General features: G+C 74.9%; 10 protein-coding genes and 1 pseudogene. 8 read left to right on the forward strand and 3 right to left on the reverse strand.

Annotated elements, in window-relative coordinates; all coding sequences use genetic code 11:
- Positions 1-267: 267 nt before the first annotated feature.
- The 3 genes from ACFVVX_RS37470 to ACFVVX_RS37480 all read left to right on the forward strand — a co-directional run bounded on the left by ACFVVX_RS37470 (position 268) and on the right by ACFVVX_RS37480 (position 2,075).
- Positions 268-864 carry a 50S ribosomal protein L25/general stress protein Ctc gene (locus ACFVVX_RS37470; protein ID WP_387952616.1) on the forward strand — a complete coding sequence of 199 codons (597 nt, stop codon included), beginning with the start codon at positions 268-270 and terminating at the stop codon, positions 862-864.
- 153 nt (positions 865-1,017) lie between these two features.
- On the forward strand, positions 1,018-1,599 hold the full coding sequence (gene pth, locus ACFVVX_RS37475; protein WP_387952618.1) for an aminoacyl-tRNA hydrolase: 582 nt from the start codon (positions 1,018-1,020) through the stop codon (positions 1,597-1,599).
- A 143-nt stretch (positions 1,600-1,742) separates the two neighbouring features.
- A complete protein-coding gene (locus ACFVVX_RS37480; protein ID WP_387952620.1) occupies positions 1,743-2,075 on the forward strand; it encodes a hypothetical protein in 333 nt (110 codons plus the stop codon).
- A 156-nt stretch (positions 2,076-2,231) separates the two neighbouring features.
- On the opposite strand, the gene ppc is transcribed toward ACFVVX_RS37480, so the two are convergent.
- Complete coding sequence (gene ppc / locus ACFVVX_RS37485; RefSeq protein ID WP_387952622.1) at positions 2,232-5,030, reverse strand: phosphoenolpyruvate carboxylase; 2,799 nt, start codon at positions 5,028-5,030, stop codon at positions 2,232-2,234.
- Positions 5,031-5,291: 261 nt separating this feature from the next.
- Between ppc and ACFVVX_RS37490 the strand changes: the two genes are divergently transcribed.
- Entirely contained in the window at positions 5,292-6,560 is a 1,269-nt protein-coding gene (locus ACFVVX_RS37490) for a sensor histidine kinase (RefSeq protein ID WP_387952624.1), read from the forward strand.
- Between the two features lie 26 nt (positions 6,561-6,586).
- Here ACFVVX_RS37490 and ACFVVX_RS37495 read toward each other — a convergent pair whose 3' ends face one another.
- Both ACFVVX_RS37495 and ACFVVX_RS37500 read right to left on the reverse strand, forming a co-directional pair.
- On the reverse strand, positions 6,587-7,132 hold the full coding sequence (locus ACFVVX_RS37495; protein WP_387952633.1) for an SUKH-3 domain-containing protein: 546 nt from the start codon (positions 7,130-7,132) through the stop codon (positions 6,587-6,589).
- Between the two features lie 44 nt (positions 7,133-7,176).
- Complete coding sequence (locus tag ACFVVX_RS37500) at positions 7,177-7,638, reverse strand: YwqJ-related putative deaminase (RefSeq protein WP_387952626.1); 462 nt, start codon at positions 7,636-7,638, stop codon at positions 7,177-7,179.
- Positions 7,639-8,001: 363 nt separating this feature from the next.
- Between ACFVVX_RS37500 and ACFVVX_RS37505 the strand changes: the two genes are divergently transcribed.
- The 4 genes and pseudogenes from ACFVVX_RS37505 to ACFVVX_RS37520 all read left to right on the forward strand — a co-directional run.
- Positions 8,002-9,201, forward strand: coding sequence for a Gfo/Idh/MocA family protein (locus ACFVVX_RS37505; protein ID WP_387952628.1), 1,200 nt, complete (start codon positions 8,002-8,004; stop codon positions 9,199-9,201).
- 119 nt (positions 9,202-9,320) lie between these two features.
- On the forward strand, positions 9,321-10,433 hold the full coding sequence (locus ACFVVX_RS37510; protein WP_387952630.1) for a DegT/DnrJ/EryC1/StrS family aminotransferase: 1,113 nt from the start codon (positions 9,321-9,323) through the stop codon (positions 10,431-10,433).
- A 235-nt stretch (positions 10,434-10,668) separates the two neighbouring features.
- Positions 10,669-11,670, forward strand: a complete 1,002-nt coding sequence (locus tag ACFVVX_RS37515) for an SMI1/KNR4 family protein (protein ID WP_387952632.1) — start codon at positions 10,669-10,671, stop codon at positions 11,668-11,670.
- A 111-nt stretch (positions 11,671-11,781) separates the two neighbouring features.
- Positions 11,782-13,062 (forward strand): annotated as a pseudogene (locus tag ACFVVX_RS37520) (hypothetical protein); the annotation flags it as partial.

The raw sequence follows: 13,062 nt of genomic DNA on the forward strand, positions 1-13,062 counted from the left end.
CCCCGGGCCCCCCGGGCCCGGGGCCCGCCGCCGATTTCACGGGAGGCCACCGGTGCGGTTAGACTCGTGAAAATGCTCGGCGAGGGATGCCGTGTGCCTGCTCGACGGGTACCCGCTCCGTGATCGACGCGCTGCCGGTGCCGGATTTGTCCACTGCCGGCAGAGGTCGTGCGCCGCCGAGTGACCCCCGAACGTTCTTGTGGGTGTGGTCCCGGCGGTTTTCGCGTTGCCTGCACCCCCGCGCCAGTTTTCACGAGGAGTGCAGTCGTGTCCGAGATCCGCATCGCCGCTGAGACCCGTTCCGAGTTCGGCAAGGGTGCCGCCCGTCGTGCCCGTCGTGCCGGCCTGGTCCCCGGTGTCGTCTACGGCCACGGCCACGCCCCGGTTCACCTGAACCTGCCGGGCCACGACCTGATGATGGCCCTCAAGACCCCGAACGCCCTGCTGGTCGTTCCGATCGAGGGCAAGGACGAGTACGTCCTGCCGAAGGCGATCCAGCGCCAGGCCATCAAGCGCACCATCGAGCACGTCGACCTGCTGCTCGTGAAGCGCGGCGAGAAGGTCACCGTCGAGATCCCGGTGCTCACCGAGGGCGAGCTGGCCCCCGGCGGCAACCTGCTGGAGCACGTCCTCAACGCCCTCCCGATCGAGGCCGAGGCCACCCACCTGCCCGAGTCCGTGACCGTCTCGGTCGAGGGCCTGGAGGCCGGTGCCTCGATCACCGCCGGTGACATCGCGCTGCCCAAGGGCACCTCGCTGGCCGTCGAGGCCGACACCGTCGTGCTGCAGGTCATCGGCGCCCAGGCCTCGCAGGCCGACGCCGACGCCGAGGCCGCCGAGGCCGAGGCCGGCGCCGAGGCCTGAGCCCCGCGCTCTGCCTGAGGTATCTGCTTGAGACCGCTGCCCCGGTCGCTCCGTACTGGAGCGGCCGGGGCAGCGGTCTGTCCGGGGCCCGACAGGTCCCGGCGCGGTGTGTTCGAGATGATGGCGACGAGCGTGAGTGCGAGGAGCGGTGGGATGAGCGAGGACGCGTACGAGGGCCCCTGGCTGGTGGTCGGGCTCGGCAACCCGGGTGAGCAGTACGCCCGGAACCGGCACAACATCGGGTTCATGGTGGCCGATCTGCTGGCGCAGCGGATGGGTGCGAAGTTCAAGGCGCACAAGAGCCGGGCCCAGGTGGCCGAGGGACGGCTCGCGGGCCGGCGGGTGGTGCTGGCGAAGCCGATGTCCTTCATGAACCTCTCGGGCGGGCCGGTGACGGCCCTGCGGGACTTCTACAAGGCGCCGGCCTCGGCGCTGGTGGCCGTCCACGACGAGCTGGACATCGACTACGCGGCGCTGCGGCTGAAGCTCGGCGGCGGGGACAACGGCCACAACGGGCTGAAGTCGATCACCAAGTCGCTGGGCCCGGAGTACTACCGGGTGCGCTGCGGGATCGGCCGCCCCCCGGGCCGGATGGAGGTCGCGGACTTCGTGCTGAAGGACTTCTCCGCCACCGAGCGCAAGGAGCTGGAGTGGTTCGTGGATCGCTCCGCCGACGCCGTGGAGGCACTCCTGTCGGAGGGTCTGGAGCGGGCGCAGGGGACGTACAACTCCTGATGGCCTGACCTGGCGTCAGTTCATCGAGCGGGTACGCAACAGTCGTACAACGCTTGGCCGCCCAAACCTGAATAGGTGTGAGAACCCTGTGCGGGATCCGATAGCGTCGGGCCAGTACGCGAACGGGTCCTGGGGAGTTCTCGATGCGGAGTTTGCGGCCGGTCCGGCGCCTGCGGCGGATCCGGGTGGTACGGCTGAGGCAGCTCGGACGGCGGGTCGGCACGGCCGGCGTGCTGGGGGCGGCCGGAGTGCTGTTGTCAGGTGCGGGTGCCGGGATGGCGCACGCCGATTCGGTGGCGGAGCCCGATCCGGGTCTGGTGTCCCCGGATCCGGCGGCGGCCCAGTTGGGGCCGGTGCTCGGCGGCTCGGTCGGCGGTGACGCGGGCCTGCTGGCCGTCGGCGGCGGCCTGGTCGTGGCGGCCGGCGGAGCCGCGCTGTGGGTGCGGCGTCGGCGCGCGGGCGATCTGGGGGAGTGACGAGGTCCGAAGGGGCCGGGTCCGGGCAACCGGGCACCGGCCCCTTCGGCGTTGTCCGGCGGGCCGTCGGCAGCCGGTGGCCGGTCGGCGGGGGAGAGGCGAAGGGCCCCGCGGTGCCCCCGAAGTGGGGGTGCCGCGGGGCCCTGGGGCGGCCGGTCAGCCGGTGTTGCGCAGGCCGGCGGCGATGCCGTTGACGGTCAGCAGGAGGGCGCGGGCGCGCAGCGGGTCCTCCGGGCGGCCGGTGGCGACCTCCTCGCGCTGGCGGCGCAGCAGGGCGACCTGCAGGTAGGAGATCGGGTCGAGGTAGGCGTCGCGGACGGTGAAGGTCTGCTTCAGCACCGGGTTGTGCTCCAGCAGTTCGCTCTCGCCGGTGAGCCGCAGCACCTCGCGCAGGGTGAGCTCGTGCTCGGTGACGATCTGGTCGAAGATGTGGCGCAGGTCGGCGGGGACGAGCTGCTCGACGTAGTGGCGGGCGATCCGCAGGTCGGTCTTGGCCAGCGTCATGGCGACGTTGGACAGGAAGTTGCGGAAGAAGTGCCACTGGCCGTACATCTCGTCCAGCACGTCGCCGAGGCCGGCCGCGCGGGCGGCGGCGAGGCCGGAGCCGACGCCGTACCAGCCGGGGACGATCTGGCGGGACTGGGTCCAGCCGAACACCCACGGGATGGCCCGCAGGCCGTCCAGCCCGGCGCCCGAGTCGGGGCGGCGGGAGGGGCGGGAGCCCAGGTGCAGCGAGGCCAGCTGGTCGACGGGGGTGGCGGCGAAGAAGTACTTCGGCAGGTCCTCCTGGTCGACCAGGCCGCGGTAGGCGGTGTGGGCGGCCTCGGAGACCCGGTCCATCGCGGCGTCCCAGCGGGCCAGCTCCTCGGGGGCCTGGCGCGGCGCGGTGTGCAGCGCGGAGGCGGAGAGGGTGGCGGAGATGGTCAGTTCGAGGTTCTCCCGGGCCAGCGAGGGCAGCAGGTACTTGTCGGAGATGACCTCGCCCTGCTCGGTGACCTTGATCTCGCCCTCCAGGGTGCCCCAGGGCTGGGCCAGGATGGCCTCGTGCGAGGGGCCGCCGCCGCGGCCGACGGTGCCGCCGCGGCCGTGGAAGAGGCGCAGCCGGATGCCGTAGCGGTGGGCGACGTCGCGCAGCCGGCGCTGGGCGCGGTGGATCTCCCACTGGGAGGTGGTGATGCCGCCGAACTTGGAGGAGTCGGAGTAGCCGAGCATGACCTCCTGGACGTCGCCGCGCAGCGAGACCAGCAGGCGGTAGGAGGGGTCGGAGAGCATCTCGTCCAGGATGCGGTCGGCCTCCTGGAGCTCGTCGGTGGTCTCCAGCAGCGGCACGATGCCGATCTTGGCGATTCCGGCGTGCAGGTCGATCAGGCCGGCCTCGCGGGCGAGGACGGTGGCGGCGAAGACGTCGTCGGCGCCCTGGCACATCGAGATGATGTAGCTCTCGACGATCTCGTCGCCGAACCGGTCGAAGCCCTCGCGGATGGTGCTGAAGACGCCGAGGGTCTTGGTGCCGGCGGCGTCCAGCGGGGCCGGGGTGGGCGCGAGCGGCCGGCGCGAGCGGAGCTCCTTGGCGAGCAGCTTCTGCCGGTACTCGCGGGGCATGTCGGCGTAGCGCCAGGCCTCCTCGCCGAGCCGGTCGAAGAGCTGGCCGAGCGCGTGGTGGTGGGCCTCGGCGTGCTCGCGGACGTCCATGGTGGCGAGCTGGAGGCCGAAGGCCTCGACGGTGCGGATGGCGCGGGCGAGCCGGCCGTCGGCGATCAGGCCGCCGCGGTGGGCGCGCAGCGAGTCCTGGACGAGCCGCAGGTCGGCGATCAGCTCGCGGGTGCCGAGGTAGTCGCGGCCCTCGACGTGCGGGGTGCCGGTGGAGAGCCGCTCGCGGGTGTTCTCCAGCTTGAGCCGGACGCAGGTGGCCTTGAGGCGGTAGGGCTCCTCGGCGTTCATCCGCTTGTAGCGCGGGCTGAGTTCGGGGAGCAGGGCCAGGTCGGTGTTGAGCGAGGCGAGCAGCTCGGCCGAGGCGCCGGCCAGCCGCTCGGAGGTGGAGAGCGAGTTGCGCAGGTCGTCGATCGCCGCGAGGGCGTCCTTGATGCCGTACTCGTGCTGGAGGTTGAGGACGTCCCAGGTGACCTGCGGGGTGACGTTCGGGTTGCCGTCGCGGTCGCCGCCGATCCAGGTGCCGAAGGTCAGCGGGCGGACGCCCTCGGGGAGCGTGAGGCCGACCCGGGCGAGCTCCTCGTGCAGCTCCTCCAGGACCTCCGGGACGGCCTCGCGGTAGAGCTCGTCCAGGTAGTAGACGGCGTTGCGGGCCTCGTCGGTGGGCTCGGGGCGGGCGATGCGCAGCTCGTCGGTCTGCCAGAGCAGGTCGATGACCTCGGCCAGGCGGCGGTCGGCCTGGCGCTTGGCGGAGGAGGTGCGGGCCGAGTCGGCGTGGGAGAGGCCGGCGGCGATCTGCTCGCGGTGGATGCGGTCGAGGAGTTCGCCGATCCGGCGCAGCTTGTTGAGGACGCTGCGGCGGGCGGCCTCGGTGGGGTGCGCGGTGAAGACCGGGCGCACGGCCAGGTGGGCGAGGGTGTCCTCGAGGTGCTTGGGGTCGGCCTCGGCCAGCTGGTCGGCGGTCTGGGCGAGCAGCGAGCCCTCGCGGGCGCGGCGGGTGGCGAGTTCGCGGCCGCGGTGCACCTGCTCGGTGACGTTGGCGAGGTGGAAGTAGGTGGAGAAGGCGCGGACCAGCTTGGCCGCGGTGTCCAGGTCGATGTCGGAGAGGAGTTCGGCGGTCGCCTCCCCGTCGGTGCGGCTGAGCAGCCGGACCTGTTCGACCAGGCCCAGGAGCTGGGGGCCCTCCTGACGGACCAGCGTCTCGCCGAGCAGGTCGCCGAGGCGGCGGATGTCCGCCCGCAGGGCTGCGTTGTCGGCGACGGCGGGGGTGGGGCTGTCCGCCGGGGTGGGGACCGGAGCGGTCACGGCTGGCTCCCTGTGGTGGTGGGGTTCGGCAACGGCTCATCGTCACAGTGCCCGCGTACGTGTGTCGCGTGTGACGCGTGCGGACCGCGCTGTCCGACGCGACCAGCATAGGTGTCGCGGGGGTCGCTGTCCGCGAGGTGGCCGGATGGCGGACACGATCTCCGGGCGGCCCATGTGGTCTGGACCACTTAGCGACCCCGGGGAGTGTCGTCGGATATCCAGGTGGGGATGGATCAAGGTTCGCGCTTAGTCTGTAGGACTATGAGCAAGTCGCCTGGGGAGCGCGTGCCGGACCGGTCGTTCTGGTGGTGGGAGCGCCGGCGCAGCGCCCTCCTGGACATCGCGCTGGCCGCGCTCGCGGCACTGGAGTGTGCGGCCAGCGCCGTCGCGTTCCTGGCGCCCCGGGTCCACCTGGGGACGCTGGCGATCGTCGGGGTCGCGCTGGTCGGCGCGGCCTCGGGCGCCAGCCTGGTGGTGCGGCGGCGCTGGCCCGCCGTCCCGGTGCTGGTGGCGCTGGTGGCGATGCCCGGCATGCTCGGCGTCGTCCTGCTGGTGGTGTCGCTGTACACGCTGGCGGAGACCTGGGAGTGGCCCTCGCGGCGCCGGCGGGTGGTGGCGCTGTCCGGGCTGGCCTTCGTCGAGGCGGTCGGCGTGATGCTGGTCTCGATGCTCACCCCCTCCGGCGGGTCGGCGGAGGATCCGCCGCTCTGGGGGCAGGTGCTGCTGGCGGTGCTGGTGGCCGTCGGGCTGACCGTGCCGCCGGTGGTGACCGGCCTGTACGTGGGGGCGCGACGGCGGCTGATCGAGTCGCTGAAGGACCGTGCGCACGGCCTGGAGACCGAGCTGGACCTGCTGGCCGAGCAGGCCCGCGAGCGTGCCCGGCGGGCCCGGCTGGAGGAGCGCACCCGGATCGCCCGGGAGATGCACGACGTGGTGGCGCACCGGGTGTCGCTGATGGTGGTGCACGCCGGGGCGCTGGAGCGGATCGTGGCCAAGGACCCGGAGAAGGCGGCGCAGAGCGCCAAGCTGATGGGCGAGGTCGGCCGGCAGGCGCTGAACGAGCTGCGCGAGATCCTCGGGGTGCTGCGGATGTCCGAGGAGACCGCGGCGGAGCCGGACTCGCTGGTGGCCCTGCCGCGGCTGGTCGACCAGTCGCGGGCGGCCGGGATGGCCGTCACGCTGACGGTCAGCGGCAGCCGCCAGGAGTTCACCACCGAGGCCGAGCAGACCGCGTACCGGGTGGTGCAGGAGGGGCTGACCAACGCGCACAAGCACGCGGGCGGGGCGCAGGTGGCCGTGCTGCTGGCGTACGCGCCCAACGGCGTGCGGGTGGCCGTGGTGAACGGCTGCCCGGGCGGCGAGCGGGTCGGGGCGGCGCTGCCCAGCGGCGGCAACGGGCTGGTCGGGATGCGCGAGCGGGTGGTCGCGCTCGGCGGCAGCTTCTCGGCGGGCCCGGAGCGGGACGGCGGGTTCCGGGTGGAGGCCGTGCTGCCCTCCCGGCTCGCGGTGCGCACCGACCGGCTGGTCTGAGCCGCCCGGCCGCGGGGCCGGGCGGCTCAGTCCTCGTCGGCGGTGCGCAGCCGCTCGGGGGCGGTGCCCAGGACCAGCGCGGAGACGGCCTGGTCGATGCCGTGGCCGAGGAACCACTCGCCGGTGTGGTCCAGGCTGTAGACCCGGCCCTCCTCGTCGACGGCCAGCAGCGCCTGCCCGTACAGCTCCTCGCCGAGCGGGGCGAGCCGGGTGCCCAGGGCCCGGCCGAGGTCGGCCAGGGTGCGCGGCTGGTGCAGTCCGCAGAGCGGGTCCACCAGGAACGGCGTCCGCGCCTGCTGGCGTCCGGGGCCGCCGATGTCGAAGGCCAGGCCGCCGAACTCGGCCCAGGCCTCCACCGCCGCCGGGAACACCGCGTGCCGGACTCCGGCCGGGCTGCCGTACCCCGCCAGGGCGTCGGCCCACTCCTCGGCCTGCCGGATCTCCCACCGGCCGGGGTGCCAGCCGGCCGACTTGAGCTCGGCGGCGACGTCGGCGGGGAAGCGCGGGCGGGTCCGGGTGGCCGGTCCGCCGAGGGTGGCCGGCGGGGGCGGGGGCGGGCTGGGCGGGTTCAGGGCGGGCTCCAGGGCTCGGGGACGGGGGGCGTACGAGGGCGCGGTCAGCCGGCGGGCGGTCCGACCGCGACGCTCTGCACGGTGAAGTGCTCCAGCAGCGGTGCGCAGGAGCGGCAGGGCGGGGCGTGGGTGCCGTGCGCCGGGTCGTGCTCCTCGCGGATCCGGACGGTGGTCAGCCGGGAGCCCTTCAGCGCCTTGCGGGCGTCGTGCAGGCTCATCGGCTTGCGGGCGGCGCGCTTGGAGCGCCTGCCGTCCACGGTGGTGAGGTACTGGGAGAGCAGGACGGCCTCCGGGCAGCGGCCGGTGAAGCGCTCGCGGTGCTCGACCGGCAGGTCGTCCAGGAAGTCGCCGACCAGCGGGTGCAGGACGGGACGGCGGGACGGCTTGTCGCCGGCCAGCGTGTGCACCTCCCCGCCGCGCAGCGACAGGGCGGCGGCGACGGCGGGCAGCAGGCTGTCGCGGTGGTGGCGCAGCACGGGCGGGTCGGCCGGATCCCCGGTGGTCATAGGTCGTCCTCCTCCTCGCTGTTTTCCGCTGATGGCACGACTGACGGGGTCAGTACGGGGCAAGCCTGTCAAATGGCCCTGACATCCGCACAACCGGGGTGCGAGGGTGTCCGATCGGCTTCCGGGACCGACCGGTAGGGCACGCAATCGTGGCCGGATTCGCACGTGATCGTCACGACTCGTCCTCGGGTTTCGTGAATCCTGCTCCGGTCGTCGGCGGTGGCCGGTAGCGTCCCAGCAGCGGGCCAAGGGGGCGGCCGGTCTCCGGGAGCGATCGGTTGGTCACTGCAACTCCTTTGCTCTGCCTGGCCGTTGGGATTGCCTGGGCAATGGCGCCCCGGCGTCGAGCAAGGGGGTCCTGCGATGACGGAGACGGAATCCGCCAACGAGGCGCCCGGCGCGCACGTGCCCACGCCCGGCGCGCCGCCGCAGCCCGCACCCGCGCACCCGATCGGCGTCGCCGTGGTCGGGGCCGGCTACTGGGGGCCCAACCTGGTCCGCAACGCGCAGCAGACGCCGGCGCTGCGCCTGCACTGGCTCTGCGACCTGGACGAGGCGAAGGCCCGGCGGGTCCTGGGCGGGTACAGCACCGTCCGGGCCACCGCCTCCTTCGAGCAGGTGCTCGCCGACGAGCGGGTCGGCGCGGTCGTCGTGGCCACGCCCGCCGCCGCGCACCACCGGCTGGTCCGGGCCGCGCTGGAGGCCGGCAAGCACGTCCTGGTGGAGAAGCCGATCACCACCTCCGCCGAGGAGGCGGCCGCACTGGTCGCGCTCGCCGAGGAGCGCGGGCTGGTGCTGATGTGCGACCACACCTTCTGCTACACCCCGGTGGTGCGCCGGATCCGCGAGCTGGTGCACGGCGGGGAGATCGGCGACGTCCAGTTCTTCGACTCGGTGCGGATCAACCTCGGACTGGTCCAGCCGGACGTCGACGTGCTGTGGGACCTCGCCCCGCACGACCTGTCCATCCTCGACTTCGTGCTGCCGCCGGGCGTCGAACCGGTCGGGGTGTCCGCCCAGGGGGCCGACCCGATCGGAGCCGGCCGCGCCTGCGTGGCGTACCTGACGGTCCGGCTGAGCAGCGGCGCGCTGGCGCACTGCCACGTCAACTGGCTCTCCCCGACCAAGGTCCGCACCACCATGATCGGCGGCTCGCGGCGCACCCTGGTCTGGGACGACCTCAACCCGCAGGCCCGGTTGGCGGTGTACGACCGCGGGGTGGACCTCACCCCGCCCGACGAACTGACCGACGCGATCCGCCACCGGGCGCTGATCTCCTACCGGGTCGGCGAGATGGTCGCACCCGCCCTGGTCGAGCAGGAGGCGCTGCGCAACGTGATGGCCGAGTTCGCCGCCGCCGTCACCGAGGGCCGGGCCCCGCTCACCGACGGGCGCTCCGGGCTGCGGGTGCTGCAACTGCTGGAGGCCGCCTCGCTCAGCCTCGAACTCGGCGGGGCCACCGTCCCGGTGGGCGCCGGGGTCGCCGAGGCCGGGGCCGGGGCCGGCGCCTGCGGGCCCGATGCGTCCCGGACCGACGCACACGAGAGCGCCGCCACGCGGTGAACGCCGTACAGATCGAGGGCCCGTGCCGCCTCGCCGGGCGGACCCGCCCCGGCGGGGTGGAGGGCCCGTCGCCGTACGTCCGACCCGATCCGCCGGGACGACCCAGGAGGAGACCAGGGATGACCACCGACCAGTCCGTCCCGCTCGTGGACCTGAAGGCCGCGCACGCCGAGGTCGCCGAGGAGGTCCGGGCCGGCTTCGACCGGGTGCTCGCCGCCGGCGGCTACGTCAAGGGCCCCGAGGTGGCCGGGTTCGAGGAGGAGTACGCGGCCTTCTCCGGCACCCGGCACTGCGTGGGCGCCGCCAACGGCACCGACGCCCTCGAACTCGCCCTGCGCGCCCTCGGACTGCCGGCCGGCGGCGGGGTGGTGCTGCCCGCCAACACCTTCGTCGCCACCGCCGAGGCCGTGGTCCGGGCCGGGCTGCGCCCGGTGCTGGTCGACGCCGACCCCGCGACCCTCCTGATCGACCCGGCACGGGTCGCGGACGCCCTGCCGGGCGCGGTGGCGCTGCTGCCGGTCCACCTGAACGGCCAACTCGCCCCGATGGCGGCGCTGCTCGACCTGGCCGGGGAGCTGCCGGTGGTCGAGGACGCGGCGCAGTCCCAGGGCGCCCGGCAGCACGGCCGGGCCCTCCACGGCCGGATCTCCGCCACCAGCTTCTACCCCGGCAAGAACCTCGGCGCCTACGGCGACGCGGGCGCGGTCGTCACCGACGACGACGAACTGGCCGGCGCCGTCCGGCTGATCGGCGACCACGGCTCCGGCCGCAAGTACGTGCACGAGCGGTTCGGCTTCAACTCCCGGATGGACGCCCTCCAGGCCGTCGTCCTGCGCGCCAAGCTGCGCCGGCTGCCCGCCTGGAACGAGGCCCGCCGGGCCGCCGCCGAGCGCTACCACCGGCTGCTGGCCGGCCTCGACGGCGTCGGCCTGCCGCGGACCGCGCCCGGCAACGAGCACGTCTGGCACCTGTACGCGGTGCGCGTCGGCCCCGGCCGCGACCGGGACGCGGTGCTGGCCGCGCTGAACGCCGCCGGTGTCGGCGCGGGCGTCCACTACCCCGTCCCGGTCCACCTCCAGCCCGCCTTCCGGGGGCTCGGCCACGACGCGGGCGCCTTCCCGGTCGCCGAGCGGGCCGCGCGGGAGCTCCTGACCCTGCCGCTCTTCCCGCAGATCACCGCGGCCCAGCAGGAACGGGTCGCCGAAGCGCTGGCCAAGGCGCTTGCCGCCTGATCCCCGGTTCCCCGGCGACTGCGGTCCGGCGGCCTCCCGGCCCCGCCCCTGGTCGCCCTCGCCGTCCTCGCCGTCCCCCGGCCCCAAGCCCGCCCGGCCCCAAGCCCGCCGGCACCCCTGTCTTCCCGGTCTCTTCCCGGGCGGGGGGTCGGGTCCGGGACAGACCCCCTACCCTGGTGTCCAGCAATCGCGCATGAGCGCGGGAGAGTGTGCAGCAGCCAGTGGGGGCTCCCAGATGACGACAGGTCGGCCCGGCGTCGCCGCCGCGCCAAACGCGGCGTACGCAGGTCAGGTGGTGCACTTCCCGGACCCGGTCCGCGCGGAGCGACACCCAGCCGGGGTCAGGATGGACGAGTACGGCCACCCGGACTTCGGCTCGTACGCCGCCGCGGCGGCCGAGGTCGCCGACCCGCCGGACGGCTTCGGCGTCGACGAACTGCGGCTGACCGACTACGTCTCGGCCAACGCGGCGCTGTTCACCCAGGGCCATCCGCTCTGGGCCGACCTGGAGACCGCCGTCGCCACCCCGCCCGGCTGGACCTGGCACCACGTGGTCGGACGGGCCGCGCCCGGCTGGCGCCGGATGGAGCTCGTCCCGGTCGAGGTGAAGGCCCTGCTGCGGCACCACGGCGGCCTGGCCACCTCCTCCGCCGACCACGGCCGGCGCGGCACCCGGCCGCTCCAGGAGAAGCGGCCGGTGCACTTCCCGCTCGCCCTGGACGGCGGCGACCCGATCGGCGTGCCCGAGGACCTGGTGCAGCGCGCCGAGGAGCGCCTCGGCTACCGGCTGCCCGGCGCCTACCGGACCTTCCTCAAGCTCGGCGGCGGCCGCGCCCCCGCCGGGGTGGCACTCGACACCGAGCTCGGGCTGCTGCTCGACCAGCCGTTCCTCACCCTCAGCGAGGAGTACGGCACCGAGGACCTGGTGTACGCCAACAAGTGCCTGCGCGACCACTTCCCCAAGGACTACCTCGGCATCGCGTACGCCCAGGGCGGCATCGTGGCGATCAAGGTGCGCGGCGAGCAGACCGGCTCGGTCTGGTTCTGCCTCTACGACGACGCCCGTGACTCCGGTGGGTCCGAGACGCCGGAGGACCGGGTCGCCCGGCTGCTGCTGCCGTGCGGCGAGGACTTCGACGCGTTCCTGCTCCGGCTGGCCGGCAGTCCGCCGGAGCTGGAGACGGTCGCGGAGCTGATGGTGGACGGCGGGTTCGCCCGCGCCGTGCCGGTGGGCTGACGCGGTGTCGGTGGCGGTGAGGGCCGCGGCCGGAGCCGTGACAGAGGTCGCGGTCGTGGGCGTGGTCGTGGGAGATCGAGCGGGGACGAAGGGGACAGGGGTGAACCGGGCGTGGTGACGTACGCGCAGGCGCAGGAGCTCGCCGACGAGTGGATCAACGGCGGGGTACCGCGTTCGCAACAGCGCGAGGTGCGGGTCCGGGAGTTCGACCTGGGCTTCGTCTGCTGGGCGGTCCAGCTCGCGGACGGCGCCGCCGACGAGGGCGGCTCCGGCGAGGCGCGGCTGGTGATCGCCCGGGACTCCGGCGCCAGCACGCTCTGGCCGGCCCTGCCGGTCAACGAGGTGGTCCGGCAGTACGAGGAGGTCTACGGCCGACCGGTCGCGGCCAACCCGGCGGGTGCGGCGAAGCCCGCGCCCGGTCCGGTCGAGGCGACCTCCTTCCTGCTCAGCCCGCCGCAGTGGCTCCAGGAGGCCGGCGCCGCGGCGATCGCGGCCGAGGCCGAGCGGCTGGGGACGGCGGCCCCGGCGGCCGCGCCCGCGCCCGCGCCCGCGCCTTCTCCCGCTCCCGCTCCCGCTCCGGCTCCCGCGCCTGCGCCCGTGCCCGTGCCCGCGCCTGCCGTGCTGACCACGCCGCCGGTCTCCGAGCGGCCTGCCGGGGACGCGCCGACCATGCTCGCCCCGCCTCCTGGGCACGACGAGCCGGCCTTCGCGCCGCCTGCCGCACCGGTTCCGCCCGCCGCACCCGTTCCGCCCGCGGTGCCGTTCGGGGCTCCGGCGGCCGAGGCCCCGGCCGGGCCGCCCGCCCCGGCGCCCGCGTCCGGTGTCGAGGCGGCGACCGTCCTGCTGCCGGACGGCCTGCGGACCAACGGCGCCGGTCTGCCCGGCACGCCCGCACCGGGCGCCGAGGCGGCCACCATGCTGCTGCCCGAGAGTGGCTACGGCATGGCCCCGGTGCCGCCGTCGGCCGCTCCGGCGGCCGAGCCCGCGCCGACGCTGCTGGCTCCGCCGGACGGGCTGCCCGGGCTGGCGGGTCTGCCGGGTGCGCCGGGTGGCCCGACCGCGCCGCCGGCCGCTCCGGCCGCACCGGTGGCTCCGGCTGCTCCGGCGGTGGAGCACGCCCCGACCATGCTGGCTCCGCCGGACGGGCTGCCCGGGCTGGCCGGTCTGCCCGGCGCGCCGGGGACCCCCGGACCGGGTGCGCCCGGCGGTCCGGCCGTGGAGCACGCCCCGACCATGCTGGCCTCGCCCGACGGCCTGCCCGGACTGATGGGTCTGCCCGGCGCCCCCGGCGGCCCCGGCGCCCCCGCCGCACCCGCGCCCGACGCGCCGCAGGGCGGGCTCGGCCGCAACCCCGGCGGAGCCCCGCCGCCCCCGCCGCCCGCCGGCCTGCGC

Source organism: Kitasatospora sp. NPDC058170 (assembly GCF_042883905.1).
Classification (GTDB): Bacteria; Actinomycetota; Actinomycetes; order Streptomycetales; family Streptomycetaceae; genus Kitasatospora.

Excerpts from the sequence above, each read along its gene's own strand:
- ACFVVX_RS37490 (WP_387952624.1), top strand. The coding sequence starts at position 5,292 with ATGAGCAAGTCGCCTGGGGAGCGCGTGCCGGACCGGTCGTTCTGGTGG.
- ACFVVX_RS37505 (WP_387952628.1), top strand. The coding sequence starts at position 8,002 with ATGACGGAGACGGAATCCGCCAACGAGGCGCCCGGCGCGCACGTGCCC.
- ACFVVX_RS37515 (WP_387952632.1), top strand. The coding sequence starts at position 10,669 with ATGACGACAGGTCGGCCCGGCGTCGCCGCCGCGCCAAACGCGGCGTAC.
- ACFVVX_RS37480 (WP_387952620.1), top strand. The coding sequence starts at position 1,743 with ATGCGGAGTTTGCGGCCGGTCCGGCGCCTGCGGCGGATCCGGGTGGTA.
- ACFVVX_RS37500 (WP_387952626.1), bottom strand. The coding sequence starts at position 7,638 with ATGACCACCGGGGATCCGGCCGACCCGCCCGTGCTGCGCCACCACCGC.
- ACFVVX_RS37510 (WP_387952630.1), top strand. The coding sequence starts at position 9,321 with ATGACCACCGACCAGTCCGTCCCGCTCGTGGACCTGAAGGCCGCGCAC.
- pth (WP_387952618.1), top strand. The coding sequence starts at position 1,018 with ATGAGCGAGGACGCGTACGAGGGCCCCTGGCTGGTGGTCGGGCTCGGC.